The 23,320-nt window shown below is 51.5% G+C and carries 23 protein-coding genes; 20 read left to right on the forward strand and 3 right to left on the reverse strand.

Features of this window, described 5'->3' with window-relative positions; genetic code table 11:
* The first annotated feature begins 28 nt into the window (after positions 1-28).
* Entirely contained in the window at positions 29-481 is a 453-nt protein-coding gene (locus ACR0QV_RS01430) for a Fur family transcriptional regulator (RefSeq protein WP_432634227.1), read from the forward strand.
* Positions 482-498: 17 nt separating this feature from the next.
* Positions 499-1,038: a rubrerythrin gene (gene rbr, locus ACR0QV_RS01435; protein ID WP_432634228.1), complete on the forward strand. Its 540-nt coding sequence runs from the start codon at positions 499-501 to the stop codon at positions 1,036-1,038.
* A 67-nt stretch (positions 1,039-1,105) separates the two neighbouring features.
* Here rbr and ACR0QV_RS01440 read toward each other — a convergent pair whose 3' ends face one another.
* The 3 genes from ACR0QV_RS01440 to ACR0QV_RS01450 are packed head-to-tail and all read right to left on the reverse strand — an operon-like array spanning position 1,106 to position 5,005.
* On the reverse strand, positions 1,106-2,491 hold the full coding sequence (locus ACR0QV_RS01440; protein ID WP_432634229.1) for an MFS transporter: 1,386 nt from the start codon (positions 2,489-2,491) through the stop codon (positions 1,106-1,108).
* Complete coding sequence (locus ACR0QV_RS01445; protein ID WP_432634230.1) at positions 2,472-3,911, reverse strand: MFS transporter; 1,440 nt, start codon at positions 3,909-3,911, stop codon at positions 2,472-2,474. Before ACR0QV_RS01445 ends, ACR0QV_RS01440 begins: the two co-directional genes overlap by 20 nt.
* Before the next feature lie 5 nt (positions 3,912-3,916).
* A complete protein-coding gene (locus tag ACR0QV_RS01450; RefSeq protein WP_432634231.1) occupies positions 3,917-5,005 on the reverse strand; it encodes a methyltransferase in 1,089 nt (362 codons plus the stop codon).
* A 40-nt stretch (positions 5,006-5,045) separates the two neighbouring features.
* Here ACR0QV_RS01450 and fabG point away from each other — a divergent pair, with 40 nt between their 5' ends.
* The 18 genes from fabG (at position 5,046) to ACR0QV_RS01540 (ending at position 23,168) form a co-directional block, all read left to right on the forward strand.
* Positions 5,046-5,780, forward strand: a complete 735-nt coding sequence (fabG, locus tag ACR0QV_RS01455; RefSeq protein WP_432634232.1) for a 3-oxoacyl-ACP reductase FabG — start codon at positions 5,046-5,048, stop codon at positions 5,778-5,780.
* 36 nt (positions 5,781-5,816) lie between these two features.
* Entirely contained in the window at positions 5,817-7,037 is a 1,221-nt protein-coding gene (locus ACR0QV_RS01460) for a beta-ketoacyl-[acyl-carrier-protein] synthase family protein (RefSeq protein WP_432634233.1), read from the forward strand.
* Positions 7,034-7,297, forward strand: a complete 264-nt coding sequence (locus ACR0QV_RS01465) for a phosphopantetheine-binding protein (RefSeq protein WP_428061429.1) — start codon at positions 7,034-7,036, stop codon at positions 7,295-7,297. The genes ACR0QV_RS01460 and ACR0QV_RS01465 overlap by 4 nt, the downstream gene beginning before the upstream one ends.
* 172 nt (positions 7,298-7,469) lie before the next feature.
* Entirely contained in the window at positions 7,470-8,024 is a 555-nt protein-coding gene (locus ACR0QV_RS01470) for a lysophospholipid acyltransferase family protein (protein WP_432634234.1), read from the forward strand.
* Entirely contained in the window at positions 8,021-8,404 is a 384-nt protein-coding gene (locus ACR0QV_RS01475; protein WP_432634235.1) for a hypothetical protein, read from the forward strand. The genes ACR0QV_RS01470 and ACR0QV_RS01475 overlap by 4 nt, the downstream gene beginning before the upstream one ends.
* A complete protein-coding gene (locus tag ACR0QV_RS01480) occupies positions 8,404-8,850 on the forward strand; it encodes a hypothetical protein (protein ID WP_432634236.1) in 447 nt (148 codons plus the stop codon). Before ACR0QV_RS01475 ends, ACR0QV_RS01480 begins: the two co-directional genes overlap by 1 nt.
* Positions 8,847-9,488, forward strand: a complete 642-nt coding sequence (locus ACR0QV_RS01485; protein ID WP_432634237.1) for a LolA family protein — start codon at positions 8,847-8,849, stop codon at positions 9,486-9,488. The genes ACR0QV_RS01480 and ACR0QV_RS01485 overlap by 4 nt, the downstream gene beginning before the upstream one ends.
* Positions 9,485-11,743, forward strand: a complete 2,259-nt coding sequence (locus ACR0QV_RS01490) for an MMPL family transporter (protein ID WP_432634238.1) — start codon at positions 9,485-9,487, stop codon at positions 11,741-11,743. The genes ACR0QV_RS01485 and ACR0QV_RS01490 overlap by 4 nt, the downstream gene beginning before the upstream one ends.
* The gene (locus ACR0QV_RS01495; RefSeq protein WP_432634239.1) at positions 11,740-12,156 is read left to right on the forward strand and encodes a hypothetical protein; all 417 of its coding nucleotides are present in this window, start codon (positions 11,740-11,742) and stop codon (positions 12,154-12,156) included. Before ACR0QV_RS01490 ends, ACR0QV_RS01495 begins: the two co-directional genes overlap by 4 nt.
* Positions 12,147-12,497, forward strand: coding sequence for a hypothetical protein (locus tag ACR0QV_RS01500; protein WP_432634240.1), 351 nt, complete (start codon positions 12,147-12,149; stop codon positions 12,495-12,497). Before ACR0QV_RS01495 ends, ACR0QV_RS01500 begins: the two co-directional genes overlap by 10 nt.
* Entirely contained in the window at positions 12,494-12,952 is a 459-nt protein-coding gene (locus tag ACR0QV_RS01505) for an acyl-CoA thioesterase (RefSeq protein WP_432634241.1), read from the forward strand. The genes ACR0QV_RS01500 and ACR0QV_RS01505 overlap by 4 nt, the downstream gene beginning before the upstream one ends.
* The gene (locus ACR0QV_RS01510) at positions 12,949-14,091 is read left to right on the forward strand and encodes a glycosyltransferase family 2 protein (RefSeq protein ID WP_432634242.1); all 1,143 of its coding nucleotides are present in this window, start codon (positions 12,949-12,951) and stop codon (positions 14,089-14,091) included. Before ACR0QV_RS01505 ends, ACR0QV_RS01510 begins: the two co-directional genes overlap by 4 nt.
* Entirely contained in the window at positions 14,075-14,983 is a 909-nt protein-coding gene (locus tag ACR0QV_RS01515; RefSeq protein ID WP_432634243.1) for a lysophospholipid acyltransferase family protein, read from the forward strand. The genes ACR0QV_RS01510 and ACR0QV_RS01515 overlap by 17 nt, the downstream gene beginning before the upstream one ends.
* Entirely contained in the window at positions 14,967-15,227 is a 261-nt protein-coding gene (locus ACR0QV_RS01520; RefSeq protein ID WP_428053553.1) for a phosphopantetheine-binding protein, read from the forward strand. Before ACR0QV_RS01515 ends, ACR0QV_RS01520 begins: the two co-directional genes overlap by 17 nt.
* A complete protein-coding gene (locus ACR0QV_RS01525; RefSeq protein ID WP_432634244.1) occupies positions 15,227-16,429 on the forward strand; it encodes a beta-ketoacyl-[acyl-carrier-protein] synthase family protein in 1,203 nt (400 codons plus the stop codon). Before ACR0QV_RS01520 ends, ACR0QV_RS01525 begins: the two co-directional genes overlap by 1 nt.
* Positions 16,422-17,204, forward strand: coding sequence for a beta-ketoacyl synthase N-terminal-like domain-containing protein (locus ACR0QV_RS01530; protein WP_432634245.1), 783 nt, complete (start codon positions 16,422-16,424; stop codon positions 17,202-17,204). Before ACR0QV_RS01525 ends, ACR0QV_RS01530 begins: the two co-directional genes overlap by 8 nt.
* Positions 17,188-18,324, forward strand: a complete 1,137-nt coding sequence (locus tag ACR0QV_RS01535) for an AMP-binding protein (RefSeq protein ID WP_432634246.1) — start codon at positions 17,188-17,190, stop codon at positions 18,322-18,324. Before ACR0QV_RS01530 ends, ACR0QV_RS01535 begins: the two co-directional genes overlap by 17 nt.
* Before the next feature lie 254 nt (positions 18,325-18,578).
* Positions 18,579-23,168, forward strand: coding sequence for a hypothetical protein (locus tag ACR0QV_RS01540; protein ID WP_432634247.1), 4,590 nt, complete (start codon positions 18,579-18,581; stop codon positions 23,166-23,168).
* Positions 23,169-23,320: the final 152 nt, after the last annotated feature.

Here is a 23,320-nt window from a genome sequence, read left to right on the forward strand (position 1 = left end):
AGGAATTATTATTAATAGTTTAAAAACTATGCAAACCAACACACAAAACGACGAATTGCAAAAACGCTTGGCCTTTTTTGAGGACCAATGCCGCGCAAGAGGGTTAAGAGTAACCAACCAGCGGCGGGAAATCTTCCGCGCGGTGGCGGCCTCGTGCGAACACCCGAGCGCGGAAAAAGTGTTTTTGGCGGTGCGCAAGACGATGCCTAATGTATCGTTGGATACCGTGTACCGCACGTTATCGTCGCTGGAAGAAATGGATTTGCTTATGCGGGTTGGGCTTTCGTCCAAGGCCCGCTTTGACGGGGATTTGCGTCCCCATTGCCACTTTGTATGCTTAAACTGCGGGGAAGTGTATGACGTATTTTTAAAGGACGGCGAAAACTTATCCCTGCCGTCGGGCGTACACGAGTGGGGCGAAATAAAACAGATTAATTTGCAAGTGCGCGGGCTATGCAACAAGTGCCGCGGCAACAAATAGGATATATAGGAGACCATATGGAATTGAAAGGAAGCAAGACGGAAAAGAACTTAATGACGGCTTTTGCGGGCGAATCGCAAGCCAGAAACAAATATACGTATTACGCCTCCAAGGCTAAAAAAGAAGGCTTTGTGCAGATTTCTAAAATTTTTGAAGAAACCGCCAATAACGAAAAAGAACACGCTAAACTTTGGTTTAAAGCCTTGCACGATAACAATATTCCCACCACGGCTGAAAACTTGGTAGATGCCGCCAACGGCGAACATTACGAGTGGACCGATATGTATGCCACCTTTGCCAAAGAAGCCAAAGAAGAAGGCTTTACCAAACTCGCCTTCTTGTTTGAAGCCGTCGGCAAGATTGAAAAAATGCACGAAGAACGCTACCGCAAACTTCTGCACAATGTGGAAACCAACGAAGTCTTCAAAAAAGCCGGTATCGTAATGTGGGAATGCGCCAACTGCGGCCACGTCCACATCGGCGAAAAAGCCCCCGAAGTGTGCCCCGTGTGCGCTCACCCGCAGTCTTACTTTATGATTCACCCGGAAAACTTCTAATTTCCGTTTGAAACTGATAAAAAACCCGCTCCTTGGAGCGGGTTTTTTCGTGTAGGAAAAGTGGTTATTAGTCGCGCTTGGCCGATATGACTCCCCCCACCGCCGCTAAAGCCGCGCCTAAAAACATTGCCGCCTGATAGCCACGCAGAAAGGCGGTTTCACTATCTGAGCCCGCGTGCTCAAAATGGCCTTGTACCGCCGCATAAATGGCCACGGAGCAGGCAATACCCATAATCATCCCGGCGTTGCGGGCCAGGGCGTTTACGCTGGATACAATGCCCAGTTTATTTTTGGGGGCCGCGCTGATAACCGTATTATTGTTAGGAATTTGAAACGTGCCCGACCCACAGCCAAAAATCACCTGTGCCAGCACAATATAGGCAAAGGATGGCTTATCGCCGACAAAGGCAAAAAGCATAGCCCCCGTAAAGGCAAAGCCAAGCCCCACGGTGGTAATAATCCGGGCCGAGTACCGCTCCGACAGGACGCCGCTAATCGTGGACGAAATGGCGAGCGCCACCGGGAACGGCAAGACCAAAAGGCCCGTTTGTACCGGGTCAATGTGCAAAATATCCGCCGCATAAAACGGAAATAACACCGCATTGGTAAAAATAGACATAAAGCCCAGCACCGCTACCACATAGCCGTAGGAAATGGCCGGAATTTTAAAGATGTCCAGGCCAATAAAGGGCGTTTGGCTGGTACGTTCGCGGTAGTAAAACAGTAGGAAAAACACCACCGCCGCCGCAAACGCGCCCAAGATAACGGGCGAGGTCCAGGCTTTGTTGGGGCCCTCGTTCATCGCGTAGAGGAAACTTAAACTGGATAGGATAAAAAAGACCGCTCCGCTGATGTCCATACGGATTTTGGTTTTTGGGTTAAAGCGCGGAATAAGTTGTATGCCGCGCCAAATGCCAATTAAACTGATGGGAATATTCACCCAAAAGACCGATTGCCAGCCCCAATGCTGAATTAAAAAGCCCCCGACAGCCGGGCCTGCCAAGGAGCCCAATGCCACTACCGCCCCCACGCCGCCCAGCGCGCGACCGCGGTCCTTGCCCACAAAGGCTTTGGCAATAATTGCCTGCGCGTTGGCCATCATCGCGCTTGCTCCCAACCCTTGTACGGCACGGGATAAAATCATCAGTGGCAAATTGCCCGCCAGGGAGCACAACAGCGAACCGATACCAAATAGTAAAAAACCGCTTAAATACATCTTTTTGCGGCTAAACATATCGGAAAGTTTGCCAAATACGGGCAAAAAGCAAGTTACCGCCAGCAAATACACGCTTACGACGGATTGGATGCTTTCAATATCGGCGTTAAATTCTCCCGCCATAGAGGGAAGCGCAATGTTTACAATTCCGCCGTCCAGCGTACCCATAAAGGTCCCGGTGGCGGTAACGGTAAAAATAAGCCACTTGCGCGAGAGGTTAAGCGGTCGTCGTTTCATAGAACCCCCGCGGCTGTGCCTTGCGTTTCTTGCGTTTTTCACGCGCGGCCGAGAAATACGCTGCCGCCAGCGAAACCAAAATGCAGAAAATCATTGAATATTGGTAAGCGTTCATAAAAGAGGTCTCGTAGTCCGCCCCGATATTTACATAATGGCGGCGTATGGTGGAAAAAATAAGTACCGATAGCGCAATCCCCATTACCGCCCCCATATTGCGCGCGAGCGCGCTTAAACTTACCACCATACCCAAGCGGTCGGCGGGTGCGGCGCTGACAATGGTGTTATTGTTGGGGGCCTGAAACGTGCCCGACCCACAACCCATAATCAGTTGCGCAATTACAATATAGGTATAAGAGGGATTTTTGCCAATGCCCACAAACATAGCGGCCCCGATGATAATAAACCCAAAGCCTACGGTGGTAATCAAGCGCGCCGAGTACCGCTCGGAAAGCCAGCCCGAAAACGGCGACGAAATAGCGAGGGCCACCGGGAACGGCATTAACAGCAAACTCATATGTACCGGGTTTAAGTGCATTACGTTAGCCATATAGAACGGAAACAAAATACCGTTGCAGTTTAACGCAATAAACCCCAGCAAAGAGACGATACAGCCGTATGAAATCGCCTGTATTTTAAAGAGAGACAGCCCGATAAAGGGTGTTTTGCTGGTTCTTTCGCGCCAATAGAACCCCGCAAAAAAGATAAGCGCGGCCGCAAACGAGCCGATAATAAGGAAAGACGTCCATTTTTGGTTTTCCCCTTCGTCCAGGGCATAGAGGAAGCAAAAGCAGAATAAAATAAAACAAACCGCTCCCTTCCAGTCCAGTTTCACTTGCTCTACGGGCTTAAAGTGCGGAATAATTTGTATTCCGCGCCAAATGCCCAGCATACTGATGGGTACGTTTATCCAAAATACCGATTGCCAACCCCAATGCTGGATTAAAAATCCGCCTACCGCAGGACCTGCCAAAAAGCCCGCCGCCACCATTGCCCCAATGCCGCCCAACGCGCGGCCGCGGTCCTTGCCTTTAAAGGCCTTGGCAATAATGGCCTGACAGTTGGAAATCATCGCGCTGGCGCCCAAACCTTGCAGGGCGCGCGAGAAAATCATCCAACTTAAACTTTGCGAAAACGTCGCCGAAAAGGAACCGATACCAAAGAGCAAAAAGCCCGCCAAATACAGGTATTTGCGGCTGTACATATCGGATAGTTTGCCGAATACGGGCAAAAAACAGGTAGTCGTAAGCAGGTAAATGCTGACTACCCATTGGATTCTTTCCAAACTGGCGTTTAAATCCTTTGCCATTACAGGCAGGGCCACGTTGATAATTCCCCCGTCCAGCGTGGACATAAAAACCCCAATGGCCGTTACGGAAAAAATCAGCCATTTGTAGGCAATGTGCGGCGTTTTCAGTTTCATAAGCGTTATTTTGTGCAGCGGATTAACGTATAGGCAAAGCGGCCCACCCCGTCAAACACTTTTTCGGTTTTCAGCCCTGCCTTTTTGATGCACTCCTCCATTTCCCCCAGCGAATACATTTTGCTGTTGCCGTTGGCGATATTCGTAAAATAAAGCGAGGTGTGGTTTAAACAAAATGTACTGGCGGCGTATTCTTGGCGGTCCCATAAGGGTTCCAAAATGTAGATGCGGGCGTTCTTATCAGCCGCTTTTTTTACTTTTTTAAGGATAGAGACAATCTCGTCCTTGGAAAAGCAATCCAAAAATTGGCTCATCAGATAAGCATCCGCTCCTCCGGGGATAACCGATTTGCCGTCCAAGAGGTTGACGGCGTGGAAGGAAACGCGGTTTTTGTATTTCTTTAAATTCTTTTTGGCTACGGCCAGTTGGCCGGGCAGGTCCACAATGCCCACCTGTACCTGCGGGTTGTGGTCCAGGCATTTTTTTGCCCATTTGCCGGTGTTGCCGCCGATATCAAAAATGGTGTGCGGGTTGAGTTCAAATACCAAGGGCAAAATAGCCGGGAAGGCAATGTCGGAATAAAAATGGTCAAACGCAAACCAACTGGTGCGGTTCTTTTTGGGCAGTTTGGAAAGACCCTCATAAACCGTCTTCCACTTGCCGAAAACCTTTAAACCCGTAGGTTTGCCCTTTATTAAAGAGTCCTTTAAGGTGTACATCCCTTGGTAGCAAACATCGTTTACAAAGTCCATATTCACGCGGGTCATCGGGTCGCACAAAATAAACCAGCCCGTTTTGCTGATGTTGTACACGCCGTTTTGCAAGGTAACTAAATCCAACCCAAGCCCCACTTCCAGCAGGGTTTGCACGGCGTAAAGGGATAATTTTAATTTTTTGGCGATGGTTTTATCGTCCGCGGGCGTATTATTTAAAAATTCCAAAATGCCCAAATCGCGCAGGGCGAGCGCGGCCTGAAAACTGATAGGCGCAAAAGCGATTTTCTGCGCGTCAAACGCAATATCCGCCATTGTGCGGGTGTTTTTGCGGGCCCGGCGGTAGGGCTGATTGTTTTTTGTGTTATTATTAGTTATCATATCTATATTTCTATTTTAATTAATTTGGAACGAGTTTACAATGAACCACACCCCCCGCAAAATTGCATTAGTTACAGGCGCCAGCCGCGGTATTGGCCTGGCCATAGCCGTACAGTTAGCCAAGGACGGCTTTGATATTTGGCTGAATTACCACTCTAACCACGCGGCCGCCCAAAAGGCCAAGGAACAAGTGGAAGCACAGGGCGCGTCTTGCACCTTACTCCCTTTTGACGTAGCCGACGCTACCGCCGTGCGCTCCGCCTTAAACCCGCTTTTAGAAAAGCAAACGCCCTATGCGCTGGTAAACAACGCGGGTATCCGCAAGGATAATTTGCTTATTTGGATGCAGGATGACGAGTGGCGCCAAGTAATTAACACCGTTTTGGGCGGGTTCCACAATGTAACCAAAACTGTGCTGGCCGCGATGATTCACGCCAAACAGGGGCGCATTGTCAATATCGCTTCCGCCGCCGCGCACGCACCCGTGCCCGGCCAAACCAACTATTCCGCCGCCAAGGCGGGCATTGTGGGGGCTACGCGCAGTTTGGCGTTAGAGGTGGCCAAGCGCAATATTTTGGTAAACGCGGTTTCCCCGGGCTTTATTGAAACGGAAATGCTCACGGGCCTGCCGATGGATAAGATTTTGCCCTTAATCCCCCTGCGCCGCTTGGGCCGCCCGCAGGAAGTGGCCGATATGGTTTCCTTCTTGTGTTCGGACAAAGCCTCCTATATTACAGGGCAGGCTTTTCAGGTAAACGGCGGCGTGTGTATGTAAGCCTAACCGCGCGCGGATAAATAGTATAATATCCTTATGAATATTCCTACCAAAGTTGTCATTACCGGCGCAGGCGCAACGTCCCCTTACGGGGCGGGCGTAACGGCGCTATGGGAAGGGCTTAAAGCGGGCCGCGGCTGTATGCACCCGGTAGAGGCCTTGCAATCTTTGCCAATGGTTAAAACCAAGGTAGCCGCCACCGTGCCGGATATGGATTATTCCTATATTCCCCGCCGGGACCGCCGTTCTATGAGCCGTATGGCCTTGTACGCCTATGCGGCGGCCAAGGAAGCCCTTTTGCAGGCCGGCTATGAAAAAGCCCCGCAAGGCTTGGGCTTTTTTATGGGCTCCACACTTAACAGCATTTCCAAATGGATGGAAATCACGGGCTACTGCCACGGGAACCATTTGGAACTGGTTAAAACTTCCGATTTTTTGCAAATTATGAACCACTCGCCGCTGGCCACGGTCTCGCAGGCGTTAAAAATAAACGGTCCGTGCGTAGGGGCAAGCGATGCTTGCGCCACGGGGCTAATGAATATCGGCCTTGCGTATTTGGCGGTAAAGGCGGGCTTTGTAAAACAAGCCCTTTGCGGCGGAACCGAGGAATATCACCCGATGTTTAGCGCCTGTTTTGATATTATGCAGGCCACCAGTTACAATTTTAACGATAAACCCAACGAAGCCTGCCGCCCGTTTGACGCAAACCGCACGGGGCTGGTAGCCTCGGAAGGGTGCGGGCTTTTATTTGTGGAAAGTGAGGAAAGCGCCAAGGCGCGCGGAGCCAAAATTTTGGCTGAAATTATCGGCTTTTCCTCCAATACAGAGACGGAAAATATGGCCTATCCGTCCGCCCAAACCTTGCGCGAGTGTATGCAAAACGCGCTGGCGGACGCACACATAGAGCCGCAATCCGTGGACTTATTAAACGCGCACGCCACGGGCACCATTATCGGCGATATTGCCGAAAGCCAAGCCGCGCAGGCGGTGTTTGGCTCAGGCGTAAAAATAAACAGTTTAAAGGGCCACTTGGGGCACAGTATGGGGGCCAGCGGCGGGCTGGAAACGATAGCCTGCCTTAAAATGCTGGAAGAAGGCGTTTTGCTTCCCACCCAAAATTTGGAAAAATTAGACGAGCGTTGCGCGCCCCTTTCCTATGTGCGTACCCAAGAACAACGCCCGGTAAATATTATTGTTAAAAACAGTTTTGCTATCGGCGGGAACAACTGCACCGCCGTATTAAGGAGACCCCTGTGATTACGAGAGAAGAAATTATCAACAAAACCAACGAAGCGCTTAAAAAAGAATTTGAACTGACCGACGAACAGTTAAAGCCTGCCTCCCATATGCAGACCGATTTGGGCTTGGACAGTTTGGATGCGGTGGATATGGTGGTAGTATTGGAGCAAAAGTTCGGTATGACCTTGCGCCAAGGCTACGATATCCGCTCTATCGTTACGTTGGGCGATTTGTACGATTTTATTGAAAAATTGGCCCGCGAACACGAAGCCAAATAGTATGTACGCCCTGCGCACCCTTTTTAACACAGCCATAATAGGCACTTCGGCTATATTATGGCTTTTTCTTTCCGGCTTAGTGGCGGGGCCGTTTTTGTGGCTATTTCCCGGAAAATCGGGCAAAAATGTGCGGAAATTTGTGTTTATCCAGTCTAAGGGCATTTTGTTTTGTATGCGTTTATGTTCCAGCGGCTGGAAAGAGGAGTGTGCCCCGCGCCCGCAAGGCCCGTGCATCGTGGCGGCCAACCACGCCTCGGCGTTAGACTTATACACGGTGGCCGCGCTGGGGTTTACTAATGTAGTCTATATTACCAAAGGGTGGGTATTTAAACTGCCGTTTTTCCGCCCGGTAATGCAGGCCGCCGGGTATATGGACGCGGAAAAGACCTCGCCGAAAGAAATGCTCGCGCGCTGTAAAACCGCGGTGGAAAACGGGTGCGACATTGTGCTGTTTCCGCAAGGGTCGCGCAAAAATCCGCAGGCGCGTTTTAAAAGCGGAGCCTTTTATTTGGCGGAACTTTTAAAACTGCCCGTAGTGCCCGTGGCGATTGGCGGTACGGGCAAAATGTTGCCCGCGGGGACAATTAAATTACACCCCGCCAAAATCGTTTTGAAATCCCTTCCGGCGTTAATGCCGGGGGCGTTTACGGGGCCGCTTGCGCATTTGGAAATGGCGCAAACGGTCAAAAAGCAAATTATGCAGGAACTTGAAAAGGAGACCCTATGAAGAAAACTTTACTGCTGGTTTTAATGGCCGGGCTTATGGCGGCGGGGTGCCGTTCGTTGGCCCCGGTGTATAATGTGGAGAACAAAACCGTTGTTTTGTCCGCTGGGACCACTATGCAGCAGGCTATTTTGAAGGGTGGCTCGGCTAAACGCTGGACAATGAGTGTTGTCCGCCCGGACCTGATGAAGGGTGTTTTAGTGGCGCGCGGGCATACGGTGGAAGTATATATCCCCTATACGCAAAACACCTATTCTATTGAGTACGCCGGAAGCGACAATATGCGCTATAACGCCAAAAAGAATAAAATCCATCCCCAATACAACAAGTGGGTGCGCAACTTGGATTTGGCCATTTACCGCGCGGCCATAACGGGTAAATAATGACCACCTTTTCCCCTGTTGAAACCTTGGTGCCCCATAAGCCGCCGATGCGGCTGGTGGACGAAATTTTAAGCGTAGATAACGCCGTCTGCCGCGTGAAGAGCGTGATTCATAGAAATCATCTTTTCCTGCGCGCGGACAGTACGCTTGCGCCCGAAGCGTTCTGCGAAATTATGGCGCAAAGTTTCGCCGCCGGCGAGGCCCAACGCCGCAAGTTTGCCGGGCTGTCCACCGAGGGTGGCGGGTATTTGGTCAGCGTGCGCAATTTCCGCGTTTTTTCTTACGCGCGCGCGGGAGAAGAATTAACCACCGAAGTAACCCAACAGGACGACTTTATGGGGACGCGTATCGTATCGGGGGCGGTGTTTCGCGGAAATGACAAACTGGCCGAAGGTACCGTATATATTTTTATGTGGGAAGGCAATATCCCGCCGGAGATGAAATGAAAATTTTATTGCTTGTTTTAGCGATGTTTTTAACCCCGCTTGCGTGGGCGGAGCCTGCCCAAAAGGCCGAGTGCGCGGGCGAAGTTCCCCCCGTGCAAAATGTCGCGCAAAAGGCTGATGACCTAGCGCAAATTGCCGCGCGCTTTTCCGCCGTCCAAACAATTCACAGCCGCTTTACGCAGGAAAAGCATATGGCCCTTTTAACCGAGCCCGTCGTCAGCGAGGGTGTCTTTTCGTTTGAAAAATCCCCGGCGCGTATCCGCTGGGAATATCAAAAGCCATTTAAAAACGGGTTTATCTTAGACGGCTCTTCCGCCTACCGCTTGGAAGAGGGTAAAAAAACACCCGTAAAGGGCGTTATGGCGCGCAATATTGCCGCGCAAATGCTGGTGTGGCTGTCGTTTGATTTGCAAACGCTTTCCAAGACGTACGCAATTACGGTATTTGAGGGCGGCGTACGCTTAAAGCCTCTTTCGGGCAAAAACAAAATGCTGGAAGAAATTTCCGTTTGGTTCGCCGCGGATAACCCACAGGCCTTATCTAAAATCCAAATGACGGAGCCCGGCGGCGATTATACCGTTTTGTCGTTTACCGAAACGCAAATTAATAAGCCGCTTGCGGAGGGCACGTTTAAATGAGCGTGTGGAACTTTTTTGCCCGGTACAAAAAGCCCGTTGCCGCCCTGTTGGGCCTTGCAGTGCTTGTGTGCGCGTGGGGTTTAACGCGCCTAAAACCGGACGAAAATATCCACGCAATGATTCCCACTTCCGTGCGGGAGCGGGTGGAACTGTTTGAATATTCCCCGCTTAACAAAAAAGTTTTTATCGGGGTTTCCGCCCCGTCTGCCGAAGAGGCTTCTTTGGCGGCTGATACTTTACGCGCCGAACTGGCGCAGGCGGGTTTATTATCCTTGCCTCCCACTCCCGGCGCGGATTACGCCCAAACGCTCTACCGTGCGCTCCCGTACCGCTTTTCGGCGGATGACGCGCAAACGCTGTTATTACGCCTTACGCCGGAATTTGTAAAAAAGCGTATGGTAACCAATTACGAAAATTTACTGTCCTTTCAGGGCTTTTTACTAAAAGATTTTATTTCATTAGACCCCTTAAATTTTACGGAATTAATGGCGCAAAAACTGGCCGCTTTCGGCGCAGGTACGGCGCTAGAATACCAAGACGGCTTTTTATCCTCCAAGGACGGCAAAACGCTTATCGGCCCGTATGATTTCCCAGGCCAAACCGCAGATTTTAAGGCAGCCCAACGCTTTTCGGACGTTTTTCAACAGGCGGCCCAAAAATTGGGGCCGTCCGTCCACGCGTTTTATTTGGGGGCCCTGCGCTACACGGTGGAAAATGTCCGTATGATTCAAACGGACCTCATTAAAATTTCCGTGTTGGCCCTGCTCGCCTTGGCGGCTGTTTTTATCTTCTTCTTCCGCCACAAAAGCGCACTTTTAATTTACCTGCTCCCGGTGTTTATTTTGCCGCCCGCCGCGCTGATAACATACGCGGTGTTTGGGCATTTGTCGGGCATTACGCTAGGCTTTGGGAGCGTGGTGGCGGGGCTGTCGGTGGATTACTCCGTATATGTGTTTTTTGCCTTGCGCGGCGCGGAAAATACCCCGGTTTATGAAACAGTCGCCCATATGAAGAAGCACCTTTTGTGCAATTTTATGACGTCCTCGCTGTGCTTTTTAGCGCTTTTTTGCTCATCCGTGGAGTTATTTAGGCAAATTGCCGTGTTCTCGGTGGCGGGGCTGACGCTTTCCTTGGCGCTTGCGCTGTATGTTTTCCCCCATTATTGGGCCCGGTTGGGCGAAATGAAAAAGCCTGCTTATGCGTTTAGTGTGCCCCCCTTGTCCCGCCGGGCGGCGGTGTGGGTAAGTGTGGGGCTTATCGTATTTGGCGCACTTGGCGTGTGGCGCGTGCAATTTAGCGGAAATGTGGAGGATTTAAACGCTTCCACGCCCGCTTTTAAAAAAGATAAGGCGGTTTTTGATTCTGTATTTGCTAAAACCGCGCAAAATAACGCGCTTTTATTTGTGTTTGGGGATAGTAAAGAAAGCGCGCTTGAAAAGAACGAATCCTTCCCCTTGCCGCTGGCTGTAACCGGGGTGTTGCCGTCGGAGAAATTGCGTGCTGAAAATGCGGCGCGTTGGCGCAGTTTTTGGAGCGCTTCGCGCGCGAATTATGCGCGGCTTTTAGTGTCGGAAGAAGCGCAAAAACTTGGCTTAAAACCAGCCGGATTTTCCCCCTTTTTTGAAAGTATTTTAAACGCCCCCGCTTTGGACGCGTTTGATTTTACGGCTCTTTATAATCCGCTAGTTTCCCTGCCGGACGGGCGTTTTGCCGTGGTAAATATTGTGCCCAATGAACCGCGCTACCGGGAAGCGGCCCGACAGGCAGGCGCGGTATTTGTTGCGGCGGACGAACTGAAAAGCGATTTAATCGGGGCCGTCGGGCGAGAAGCCCTCAAAATAGTGCTTTTGGCGTTTCTTTTTAACTTGGTTGCCGTTTGGCTGACGTTTAAAAAGTTAAAAACCGCCCTTTTAACCTTTATCCCGGTGGTGTTGTCGGCGGGCTTTACCTTTGGGTGTTTTTGGCTGTTGCAGGTGCGGGTAAATTTGTTTATTCTGGTATTTTTGCCGCTTTTAATGGGCCTCGGGATAGATTACGGTATCTTTCAAGTGATGAAAACCCAAACGGGCAAGGCCTCCGCGTATTCTCCGTCTGCCCTGCTGGCGGCCGGGTTATCCACCTTGGCGGGTTTTGGCGTGCTGATTGGCGCTAAGCACGGGGTATTGTTTATAATGGGGCTGTCGTCCTTTTTGGGTGTTGGCGGCGCGATGTTGGCGGCGCTGTTTATTCTGCCTGCGTTTTTGGAGCAAAAATGAAATTTTTACCGCTTTTAATAATGAGCCTTTTTTTAAGTGCGTGCTCTTCGGGCCTAGTGTATAAGCCCGCTCCGGCGGAGCAGGTGAACACCCGCCAAGCGGTGCGTTTGTCGGGCGTGTATCAGCCGTATGGGCTTGATTTTACCGCACTAGCCGAACCCAAAGAGGGCGGCGTACGCCTGGTGGTATTGTCCGTAATGGGCGGTAAACTGGCCGATTTGTTCGTTACGCCAACGGAAATAGTTGTTTATTCCAAAATGCCGCAACTCCCGGCGCGGTTGGTGGGCGGGTTTGGGCGTATGGCGCGGGCACAGTTAATAACCCCTTGCCCGCAAAAGGAGTTTGTGTATAAGGACGCTCCCAGCCGCGGGGCCCTGCACATTAAAACCCAAGGAGATTTATTATGCTATTAAATGAAGCCTTGTCCGCTTGCTTTGTAGCGCAAAAGGACGGCCGTTTTTTGTATCAGATTCCGGCGGATTTCCCGGCGTTTGAAGGCCATTTCCCGGGCAACCCGCTGTTGCCTGCGGTGTGTCAAATGGGCTTGTGCGCCGATGCGTTTAGCCGCCAAAGCGGTAAAAAGCAGGAAATTTCCGGCGTTTCGCGCGCTAAATTTATGCGTCCCATTTTGCCAAATTGCCGGGTAAATTTAGAGTTTATCCCCCGCCCGGACGGCCAATATTTGGCCGAACTCACGGACGAAACGGGCAAGAAATTCAGCCAATTAATTTGCTCCTTTAAAGAGGTTTTATGAAAAAAATATCCTATTTTACCACCGAGCCCGGCTCCCCAAAACCGCTTGAAAAGTCCGTCTTCCGCAAGGTGCGCTTTAACGAAATTGACCCGATGGGCATTATGTGGCACGGGCATTACGCGGGATTTTTTGAAGATGCCCGCGTGGCACTGGGCGACAGTTTGGGCATTGGCTACCAAGATTTTTATAACCACGGGGTAATGATTCCCGTGCGCCGCTTGGAAACCGACTACTTGGCCCCCCTGCAATACGGCGAAACGTACGAAATTAAGGCCCGGCTTTTTTACACCGAGGCCGCGCGCCTAAATTACGATTTTACAGTATTGGATAAGAACCAAAAGATAATGGCCCGCGGATGCACGGTGCAATTAATGGTGGATAAAGACTTTAATTTGTTTTTTGAGTGGCCCGCCTTTACGCGCGATTTCTTGGCCCGCTGGAAAGAAACTAAATGAAACTGCTTATCGTCATCCCGCACTACAACCACTTAACCACCTTAAAAAGTGTGGTCCGGCGGTGCTTGGCCCAAAATCCAAATGTGGCGGTGTTTGACGACGGAAGCGATGTCTCGCCCGAAGCCGTTTTGAAGGGGCTCCCCGTTACCTTGGTCCACTTTGAAAAAAACCGGGGCAAGGGCGCTATTTTGCAAGAGGCCGCCAAATGGGCTGCGGAGCGCGGGTTTAGCCATATCGTCAGCATAGATGCAGACGGACAATTAGACCCGGCGGAATACCCGCAGTTTGCCAAGGCCGCCGAGGAAAACCCGCACGCGCTTATTATCGGGGTGAGAAAGTTTGGCCCGGACGTTCCCAAATTCTCACAGTTTGGCCGCAAATTCGGCGGTTTTTGGGTTCATTTGCAAACGGGCAAAACCGTAAACGACATCCAAAGCGGATACCGTTGCTATCCCGTAGAAATTTTAAACCATATTAAATGTTTTTCCAAACGCTACGCCTTTGAGGTGGAAATTGCCGTGCGCGCGCTGTGGGCCGGGTTTCCGCTGGCGGAGGTGCCCGTGTCGGTAGCGTACCCCGAAACGCGTGTGTCGCATTTTAGCAAACTAAAAGACAACCTGCGCCTAACGGTACTCAATACGCATTTGACCGTCCGCTCTATGCTGCCTATTCCCCACCGCCAGTATTATGTGGACCCTGCGGGACAGGTGGAGAAGCGCGGGTATTGGGAAGCCCTCGTTTTAAATTTAAAAACCCCGGGCAACATTACCAAAAATGCCCTCTCTGCCGCGTGGGGTATTTTTTGCGGGGCGATTGCCTTGCCGGGGATTCGCCAACTAATGCTGTTTGGCGGGGCCGGGTGGTGGAATTTAAACCGTATTTTGACGATTTCGTTTGAAAAGTTCTGCATTGGGCCCATTGTGCCTGCGCTGTGTATAGAGGTGGGCTTTTTCTTGCGTTACGGGCGGTTTTTAACGGAATTTAACCTAACCACCTTGGGCCGCCAATTTTGGCAGCGCGTGTGGGAGTGGGTGCTGGGGTCGTGTATTGTGGCGCCCCTGCTTGCGCTGTGCGCTTTTTTAGTGGTGTGGAGCATTGGATATTTGGTAAACAGGGGGCTGTGTGCAAGGGAAAAATGAAACCGGGCGCAGTTTGGCCTCTAAATTAAAGCACCAATTTATGTACGCGCTTATTTTTGTGGGCGGGCGTGCGTTGGCGTATGCGTTTTTGTATATGGTGGTTTTTGTGTATTCGCTTATGCCGTCGGTGTCGGCGCGTTCACGGGCGTATATAGTGCGCCGCTTTTCCCCCCGCTCCAAGTGGCAATTTTTTAAGCATACTTACCTGTTAAATTTAACCTTTGGGCGCACGCTTATTGATAGGGCCGCCTTGGGCATTTTGGGGCAAACGGGCGTGTCCTCTACCGACGAGGAGCGCAACCTGTGCCGCCGGTTATTAGCCGGGGGCAAGGGCCTAATTTTGCTGACCGCGCACGCCGGGTGCTGGCAAATGGCCGTCAATTTGGCCACTTTTATTAACGCCCCCTTAAATGTGGTGTATTACCGCAACCCCAAGGATAACGACAAAACCGTCGCCCAGCACGGGCACCGTTTTGCAAGTTTGAACCAGATTAATCCGGCGGGGCCGCTTGGCGGAGTGCCGGAAATGATGGTCGCCCTGCAAAAGGGCGAAGTATTATGCGCAATGGCGGACCGCGTGTTCGGGGCGGAAAAGAACGCGGTAAGTGTGAACTTTTTAGGCGGAAAAATACAAGTGCCGTATAGTTTTTACCGCTTGGCGGCGGCCACGGGGGCCCCGGTGGTGGTGCAGTTCTTCCCGTGGGAAAAGCGCGGGCGGTTTGCCACGCAGACAGTAAAAGTGTTACGCATCCCCGAATTGGGGCCTAAAAAGGAAAATTACGTTCCGTATGCGCAACAATTCGTGGACGAGTTGGAAAAATTTTGTATAAAATATCCATATCAGTTTTTCAATTATTTTAACTTGTGGAGTAACTATGCAGAAAACGATTGATGAAATTAAAGAGATGATTGCCACAGGCATTGATTTGGGCGGAGCGGATTTGTCCAAATTCGGCGCAAGCGACCCGATTTTCGGCGAACAAGGCCTGGGACTGGACAGTTTGGACGCCGTGGAACTGATTATGCTCTTGCAAAAGAAATACGGCATTACGATTGAAAATATGCAGCAAGGCCGTGCCATTTTTAAAGATTTGGGCACCTTGGCCGAATATGTGGAAAAGAACCGGAAGAAATAATGACTTATAAGGGTGTTGCGGTAGCCGGAACCGGGTGCGTTTGCGCCTGCGGACAGTCGGCGGATGAAGCGTTTGGGCAGGCTCTTTTGGGGCGTGCGCACTTTGCGTTGCCAACGGCCCGCGTACAGAGCGCTTATGCGTCTTCGTACCCTGTTTTTATGGCGCCGGATGAAGCGTTGGCGGATAAGCCGCAAGACCAAAGCATTAGTTTATTCTTCTTTTTAAAGGCCGCGCGCGAGGCCTTTTTGCAGGCGGGTCTAACGCCTAAGGAGTTGCGCCCGTACCGCGTGGGTGTGATTATCGGCACTTCGGTGGATGCGTCCTTCCATTGTTTTAATGTATATGAACATTGGCGCGCCGGAAAGGTGGACGAACAAGACCTCGCCAAATTGGCCCATTATTTTGCTTCCTCTACCGCGCAAGCCGTCAGCCGCTATTTTGGCTTTACCGGGCCCTTTCAAACGGTGGTAACCGCCTGCGCAAGCGGCACCGACGCCGTAGGCCTTGGAAAAGGTTGGCTGGAAAGCGGCCTGTGCGATGCGGTGCTTTGCGGCGGAACGGACGAAATAAATTTAATTCCCTATGACGGTTTTATCCGCTTATTGGTGGCTTCCAAGGATAAGTGCAAACCCTTTGATAAGAACCGTAACGGCATTAACATTGGCGAAGGGGCGGCGGCTCTGCTGCTTGTCAGCCCGCAACTAAAAGAACAATTTTCCCTTACGCCAAAAGGTTTTATATTAGGCTACGGCAATGCGTGCGACGCGTTCCACCCCACCGCGCCGGACCCCGAAGGAAAAGGCCTTAAAAAGGCGATAAACTTTGCTTTAAAGGAAGCGGAACTTTCCGCCGCCGAGTTGGCCTTTGTAAACGCGCACGGTACGGCAAGCCAAGCCAATGACTCCGCCGAAGCCACCGCCTTCCGCGCGGTATTGCCGGGCGTGCCCGTATGGGGTTCCAAGGGCGTTACAGGCCACACCTTGGGCGCGGCGGGAGCGTTGGAAGCCGTACTAACTTTAACTGCCTTAAACCGCCGTTTGCTTCCCCCTACGGCAGGTTTTACAACGCCGGACGAAGCCCTGCGACTTATTCCAACCGTTTCCAAAGAACCCCTTTCCAAAAAAGCGGCTCTTAGCGATTCTTTGGCCTTTGGCGGGTGTAATGCGGCCCTTGTCTTGGGCGCGGAGGATTACAATGGGTAAAGTTTTTATTAACGGTTTTTCTTATTTACTGGGCGACGCGACGGCGGAAGATTTTGCGCCCTTTGCCCAACCGCGCCAACTGCGCCGTATGGAAGCCATTGCTAAAAATGCGCTGTTGTGTTCGTTCCGCGCATTTGAACAGGCGGGGATAGACCCGGCTAATCCCAAGGAAACCGGGCTTAGCGTGGCTGTCGGGGCGGGCTCTTTGGAAAGCACCTGCAAATTTATGGACACCATTATTGCAGACGGGGATGAACTTTCTTCCCCCACCGCCTTTGCGGGTTCCGTGCATAATTCTACGGCGCATACCTTGTCCGTTTTCTTGCATTTGTCGGGCCCCAGCGTTACCACGGGGCAGTTTGATTTTTCCTTTGCCGGGGCCTTACTGACGGCCCAGCAATTTATGGAGCGCGGATTGTGCCCGGACGTGTTGGTGGCGGTGGCAGAGGACATTAACCCCGTAGCCGCCGAAATTACGCCTAAATATCCCGCGCTTTTTGCGCCAGTGGTGCGTCCCGGCGCTTTTACACGCGCCGCGGCCGCGTTTGCGGTGTCTTTAAAACCAACGGCGCAAACATTATTTACTGTTACCAAATTTGAATTTACCCGCACGGATAATAAAATAGCCCCCGCGCAAACCGCGTATTCGTCCGCCGCGTATAATGCGGTGGAAACGGCGCGCTTATTATCCCAGGGAAAAGCCTTTTCTCTGCGGGATAACTTTGCCGGGGCGGAAATGATTTTGGAGGCGGAGCCTTATGTTACTGTTAAATGACGTAAAACGCATACTGACGGATATGTTTCGCACGGAATTGGCCCGCAAAAAGGCGGATGCCTTGGCCGTGTTTGACGAGAACAAGAGCGCAGATTTTTTTGAACGGTTGCCGCAGGATATTTTAAAAACCGTGTCCGATAAGGCTGCTATCTTTTTCGGCTACGAACCGCGCGTGTTTTCATCCTTGGATTTGATGACGGACTACGCCTACGCCGCTTTTTTACACGGGCGGCAACTCACCTTTTTGACCTCGGGCAGTACGGGTACGCCCAAACGCTGTATTCACACACTTGCGATGATTGAAGAAGAAGCCTACGGCGTTGCGCCGGACTTTAAGGGCGTGAAGCGCGTGGTGTCGCTGGTGCCGTCTAACCATATGTACGGGTTTACCTTTACCGTTACGCTCCCGCACGCCTTAAATGTGCCCGTTTTGGTGTTACCCGCCTTGCCTACCCAGCCGTGGAGCGAACTTTTGCAAGAGGGTGATTTGATAGCCGGGTTCCCCCTGTTTTGGAACTATTGGGTCCGCTTGGAAAATCCGTTCCCCCGGGGCGTACACGCAATGTCCTCCACCGCGCCTTGCAAAAAGGAAATTATAGACGCTTTATATAGCCTGGGGGCTTCACAATTTACCGAAATTTACGGCGCAAGCGAAACGGGCGCCATTGCCCGCCGCCACCACAGTATGGATGCCTTTGAATTATTCCCGTTTTGGGAGATGTCTTTTACGGATGAACAGCCGCAAATTAAGCGCAAAAGTCAAAATATGTGGCTTACCTTGCCAGACGAAGTAGAGACTACCCAGGGGCGCTTTTTAATTCCCTTAAAACGCAGCGACGCGTGCGTGCAGGTGGCCGGGATAAATGTTTTTCCCAAGCGGGTGGAAGAGGTCCTTGCCGCGCATCCGGCGGTAAAGGCTTGCCGCGTGCGTTTAATGCGCCCCGAAGAGGGAGAGCGGTTAAAGGCGTTTATCGTGCTGAACGACGGCTACACGCCCGAACATTTGGGGATCATCCGCAACTATTTGGTCCAGCGGCTGACCGTACACGAACTGCCGCGTACCTTTACCTTTGGGAGTGAACTCCCTGTTTCGGCAATGGGCAAGGACGCTGATTGGTAGAGAACAAACAAACGGCCTTGGCCTAGTGTTTTTATTTCAGCAACTGAAAAACCCCGCCCCAAAGGCGGGGTTTTTGCTTTCTCGGGGGCTGACACGGCAGAAAATTTGTGTTACAATAATAATTGAACACCACTACCGACGGAGATAGGCCCAAGGACCCATATATAAAATGGGACCTTTGGCCCTTGTTATCCGTCGGGTTTTGTGATAGTATGAAGATATAAGCAGAAGTGTACTTCTTGGGAGACAAGTATATGAATAAATTAATCTCGTTAGTTTTAAGTTTTACGCTAATCTTCGGGAGTTTTACCCCCTCCTTTGCCCAGTTGTATAAAGTGCCTAAAAATGGCGGCAAAGCGGTGAAATCTGCCGAAAAGGCCGCCGAAGCCGCCGGAAAACAAGCCGGCAAAGCGGCTGCTGCCCGCGCCGGAGCCGGTGCCCGGGTAAAGGTCAAGGCCCCTGCTTCCACCGTTAGAACTGCTGTTCCTACTGTTACCGTGCCTACGGTGCCGGGTTCCGTTACTCCCAGCGGAATTGCCGTGCCTACTGTCGGCGTAAATCCGCAGGTATCTGTATCCTTGGACAGAACCATTGAAGCCGCCAAAGCCGCCGCGGCGGACGTTCCCTCTAAAACTTTAAAAGAAGTCAACACCCTGTTGGACGGAAAGGAATTTTCCTCCAAGGATGCGGGCGACGTATTTAAACAAATTTTTAATGTACAGCGCACCGCTTCCGCCCACGACCAACTGATGTTAAACGCTTATACGCGCGTAACGGTGGAAAAGGGCTTTGCCACTACGCAAAAACAGGCCACTCTTGCCAAAGAAACATATGTGCGCGTACTGCGCGACTACCGTTCTTCTTCCGCTTTAAACAGAGACGTAACAATGGCGGATATCGGCCGTCTGCCCGCTAAATCCGATGGGCTTAAAGACTTGTCCGATTGGGGCCAGGCAATGGCCGCCGCGGCGGATTTGGGCTTTTACGGTTCCGCCAAGGACGCCTCCCTTTTATTAGATGCTTATAACAAAACCCCCCAAGCCTTAAAAACATTCAGCGAGGTGGTCATCGGCCGCTCGCTCCTTACGTTGCAGGCGTATGAGGGGCTTGAAAAATTGGCCCAACTTTCCACTATTAACGGTAAACTGTACGGCAATTTCTGGGCCGGCGTCAGCCAATATGTTACGGCTAACAATCTGCCCGTAACGCTCCCGCCCGTAACGGCGGCGGAAATGAACGCGGCCAAGGTGGTGCCCAATGTGGATAAGGCGCTTACTTATTGGAGCAAATTAAACGCGCGCCACTTGGATGCTTCCGCCAAAGGTACGGCGGATTGGGTAGCCTTAAACGGTAAAAAAGGCCAAATTGTGGCGGACCCGGTAGCCGAAACGACCGCTAAACCTGCGGGTGCCGCTACTCCGAAAGTAGATGTAAAACTGGGCGACATTACCTTGCCGGACGGTTTGCACGTGGCTTACACGCCTGCCGCCGCGGAAGGTGAAGCCGCCGTGGCCGAAACGCCCGCCGCTTCCGCCAATTCCGGCACGGTATATAGCAGTGTTGTCCCCGTCAGCCCCAAATGGTTGAGCAAAACCGCCAGCCGCGTGCGCGGGTGGTTTACGCACGACGCCGAAAGCGTGGCCAACAGTACGGCTTTAAACATTTTATCCAAGGAATACCCCTTGGCTACCCAGTTGCGCACCATTTTGGAAAGCGCAGCCTCTCAAAAATATAAAGAACAGGCGTTGGTTTCCTTGTACAACCAAGGTAAATTTAACGAAGCCATCAGCAAAATGCCTGCGGAAACGCAACGCTGGATTGAATCTAAGAAAGAAAACCCCGAAGAATTGGGTAAAGCGTTGTATCACTTGTACGCTTCCCAATCGTTAAACACGGCGATTGCCGCGGTGTCCGACGCTACGGCCCAATCCTCCTTTGAAAGAGAATTGGAAACGATTACTTCTGACCCGAACTGGGAAAAGAAGGTTCGCAGTGCGTGGGATAATGTAACGGTTTTGCCCTTGGAAACCGAAAGTTTTGCGGGTATCGTGCCCTCTATGCCCGATATCAACGAAAAGTTAATCGTTTCCTCTTGCCGCCCCACGGGCTTTGTGGCGAAGAACAGAACTACGGGTAAGGAAACCAAAAAAGGCGTCTTCTACTCTAACAATATTCCGTTCTACTACCGCTCCGCGTCCGGCAAACTCAGCAGTGCCCCGGTGGGTATTTTGTCCCAGCCGCACGCTTCTTGGTACAGTCGCTTTTTGTCCAAATTCGGCTTGTCCGAAAAAGCGGGCTTGGTAATTCCCAAAGGTTTCGTGCTCGCCTTGGACGAATCCGGCCAATGGAAATATGTAATGCCGTCCGGCAACTTGGCCGCGGTACGCGCGAACAAACGCTCTGCCAAACTTTTGGAAGAAATCCAGGCCAACGGTTCTGTACAGGTGCCGCTTGATACGCCGTATAACTCTACCGATATGTTGGCTATGGCCAATATGTTGGAAAAGAACCCGGGCCTTAACTTGGAACTGAAACTCAACGAACCGCACTCCTTAAAGCAGTTCTTGACCCTGCACGCTTTGTTTGTGGGTAACGATGCGGGTGCCTCTTTGACGGGTCCGTTTAAATCGGCCTTGAAATCCTTGCCTGGACTCTCTGGCTTGATGTCCAACTTGGTCAGCGGTATCGGGTATTTGACCCCGTTAGTGGCTGCTAAACTGATGCCGCTTATGACGAAAATCGGCCATAAAAACACGATTCAGGCCATTTACGGCGGTGCCGCCGCGGCTTTGACCTTCGCCTTAGTGTACCTTGGAATGTATGGTACGATTGATGTAAAGACGCTGTCCTTGCCTGCTTTGGCTTTGCCGACGGTGGCCTTGGTGTTAGGCGCGAGTCTGGCTAATACGTCTATTCAGACCTTACTTAACTACTATAAGAACCCGGTTGCCCGCACGGCGGCGCACTTGGACTTCTCTGAAAATAAACAATGGTCCCGCTTGGCTTTAACGGCGGCTACGGGCTTGTTGGCCTCGGTCGGTTTGAACTTTACGATTGTGGTTCCTATCGGCCTTACGCTGTTGGCCGCGTCTGAAATGCTCTTCCTCAATACGCCTATTTACAAAATGGGTAAAGGCGTAAAGGCGACGGGCAAAGCGGCTGAAAAGGCCGCCGCCAAGGTGCCGGAAGTTTCCAAAGAACAACTGGCTAAGGAAGAAGCCGAAGATAAAGCCTTGTATAAACAGAATTTTAGAAATACGCGCGACGTGAAAGATATCGCCAGCCGTGTGAAATTGGTGTACGCCAGTTATGCAGCCAGTTTGATGATGCTTTCCCAGGACGCAAACGCCGTGTTGGGTAACGACGTTGGTCAATGGTTGGTGGCCGGTTTTATGTTCGCCACGGCTATGACCCGTAAGTTTGCCTCTAAACAGGTTTCCAGCAAGAAGATGACGGACGACCAGTTGACGGGTGCTTCTCTGCCGCTGTTGGCCGCTACGGCGGGTGCGATTGCCCTTATGCCGTACTCGGGCCCGTTGGCGTTGGCTACCGCCGGGTTTGGCGTGTTGCACTATATGGCTACGGCTGTGCCCGGCCAGTTGGACTCCGTCCGCTTGCAGAATATGGTTTCTGCGGCTATGCAGAAGGAAAAAGTGGCTATCCGCGAAAACGCGTCCTTGACGGAAGCGGAAAAAGAAGCCCAGTTAAAACGCATTGAACGCCGCGAAAAAACTTGGGGTAGTTTGGCGGGTAAAGATTACTCCGTCTTTAACTCCCACGGTTTGATTGGTATTTTGACCGCCTCCGCGATTGCCTTCGGCTTTGCCGATATGGGCCCGCAATGGGCGCTTGATTTGGTGAACCAAATCTCTGCCTTGACGGGTAACGCGGGTGAATCGTTTACCTTGGGTATGAACCGCATTATCTTGGGTTACTCTGCGGTAGTGGCGAGCATTTTGGCCGCGCGCAACTGGGGATTGACCAAGGACTTCTTGGGCCTGTTCCGCAAGCCGAAGATTACGACGGACACGATTGAAGCGGGCAAAGTGAGTGCCGAATCGTTCGGTATCAGCAAAAAGAACGCTTACAGACGCCTGTCCGAAGTGAACGGTACGCTTTCCAAACTGGAAAAACAAATGGTGGACTACGGCGTGAGTTCCGAGCACAAAATGACGGATATGCTCAAACAAATGACCCAGTCTTACAACCGCTTGGTGGCCATCGGCGAAGTGGAAGGTGCCTCTACTGTAATGGGTTCGTTGGAGAAATTGCAGGGTATCGTAAAGTCTTACGGGGTGATTTTGGAGAAAAACCACCTGTCCGTAATGCTTAACCGCGAATATACCCAACTTTCCGAATCCTTAATGGGTATTGATACGAAGGCCAAAGATGCCAAACTGGCCTACGTGCCGGAAGGCGTGTATAATGGGCCTGCGGTGTCCGAAGCCGCCAAACCGTGGTATGCCAGATTGATGCCCAAAAAGAAAGTTAAAGCGATGGACAAGGCCCGCTTTGAAGATGTGTTCGTTCTGATCAATGAAATTGACCAGTTGGCCTCCAATATTAAAAACGGCACGACCACCGCTGGCACATACAGACTGTTCATCCAGTACCAGAACGAAGCCAAACGCGCGTTGCAGCAGTACGCCGAACTCAACCCGGCCGATTCCCCCCGCGTATTGGAACAAACCCAACGCTTGAACCGCATTTGCAGTGCGCTCAAAACGTTGGATAAACACCACAACCTGTTGCAGGAAAACGCCGGACCGACCACCGCGGCTGATATTTTACAGTTGCGCGACGTCTTAAAAGGCTATCCGGATATGCCGGTTGCGGATCATTAAGTAAGTTTTAAGTAAAAAACCCCGGGCCCCAAAAGCCCGGGGTTTTTTTGCAAAAAAGACGCGGGGGAAAGGCTCAAAAAAGGGCGTCCGAAAAAACTAAAAAAAACGCGCGGAAAAAATCTTTTTCCCCGACGAAAAAACACTTGATTTTA

The organism is Candidatus Avelusimicrobium sp., from assembly GCF_050873505.1.
Classification (GTDB): Bacteria; Elusimicrobiota; Elusimicrobia; order Elusimicrobiales; family Elusimicrobiaceae; genus Avelusimicrobium.

Coding starts and splice junctions, on each gene's coding strand:
- ACR0QV_RS01440 (WP_432634229.1), bottom strand. CDS start 2,491: ATGAAACGACGACCGCTTAACCTCTCGCGCAAGTGGCTTATTTTTACC.
- ACR0QV_RS01520 (WP_428053553.1), top strand. CDS start 14,967: ATGCAGAAAACGATTGATGAAATTAAAGAGATGATTGCCACAGGCATT.
- ACR0QV_RS01510 (WP_432634242.1), top strand. CDS start 12,949: ATGAAACTGCTTATCGTCATCCCGCACTACAACCACTTAACCACCTTA.
- ACR0QV_RS01450 (WP_432634231.1), bottom strand. CDS start 5,005: ATGATAACTAATAATAACACAAAAAACAATCAGCCCTACCGCCGGGCC.
- ACR0QV_RS01470 (WP_432634234.1), top strand. CDS start 7,470: ATGCGTTTATGTTCCAGCGGCTGGAAAGAGGAGTGTGCCCCGCGCCCG.
- ACR0QV_RS01480 (WP_432634236.1), top strand. CDS start 8,404: ATGACCACCTTTTCCCCTGTTGAAACCTTGGTGCCCCATAAGCCGCCG.
- ACR0QV_RS01430 (WP_432634227.1), top strand. CDS start 29: ATGCAAACCAACACACAAAACGACGAATTGCAAAAACGCTTGGCCTTT.
- ACR0QV_RS01525 (WP_432634244.1), top strand. CDS start 15,227: ATGACTTATAAGGGTGTTGCGGTAGCCGGAACCGGGTGCGTTTGCGCC.
- ACR0QV_RS01505 (WP_432634241.1), top strand. CDS start 12,494: ATGAAAAAAATATCCTATTTTACCACCGAGCCCGGCTCCCCAAAACCG.
- ACR0QV_RS01535 (WP_432634246.1), top strand. CDS start 17,188: ATGTTACTGTTAAATGACGTAAAACGCATACTGACGGATATGTTTCGC.
- ACR0QV_RS01485 (WP_432634237.1), top strand. CDS start 8,847: ATGAAAATTTTATTGCTTGTTTTAGCGATGTTTTTAACCCCGCTTGCG.
- ACR0QV_RS01490 (WP_432634238.1), top strand. CDS start 9,485: ATGAGCGTGTGGAACTTTTTTGCCCGGTACAAAAAGCCCGTTGCCGCC.
- ACR0QV_RS01540 (WP_432634247.1), top strand. CDS start 18,579: ATGAATAAATTAATCTCGTTAGTTTTAAGTTTTACGCTAATCTTCGGG.
- fabG (WP_432634232.1), top strand. CDS start 5,046: ATGAACCACACCCCCCGCAAAATTGCATTAGTTACAGGCGCCAGCCGC.
- ACR0QV_RS01445 (WP_432634230.1), bottom strand. CDS start 3,911: ATGAAACTGAAAACGCCGCACATTGCCTACAAATGGCTGATTTTTTCC.
- ACR0QV_RS01500 (WP_432634240.1), top strand. CDS start 12,147: ATGCTATTAAATGAAGCCTTGTCCGCTTGCTTTGTAGCGCAAAAGGAC.
- ACR0QV_RS01475 (WP_432634235.1), top strand. CDS start 8,021: ATGAAGAAAACTTTACTGCTGGTTTTAATGGCCGGGCTTATGGCGGCG.
- rbr (WP_432634228.1), top strand. CDS start 499: ATGGAATTGAAAGGAAGCAAGACGGAAAAGAACTTAATGACGGCTTTT.
- ACR0QV_RS01495 (WP_432634239.1), top strand. CDS start 11,740: ATGAAATTTTTACCGCTTTTAATAATGAGCCTTTTTTTAAGTGCGTGC.
- ACR0QV_RS01460 (WP_432634233.1), top strand. CDS start 5,817: ATGAATATTCCTACCAAAGTTGTCATTACCGGCGCAGGCGCAACGTCC.
- ACR0QV_RS01530 (WP_432634245.1), top strand. CDS start 16,422: ATGGGTAAAGTTTTTATTAACGGTTTTTCTTATTTACTGGGCGACGCG.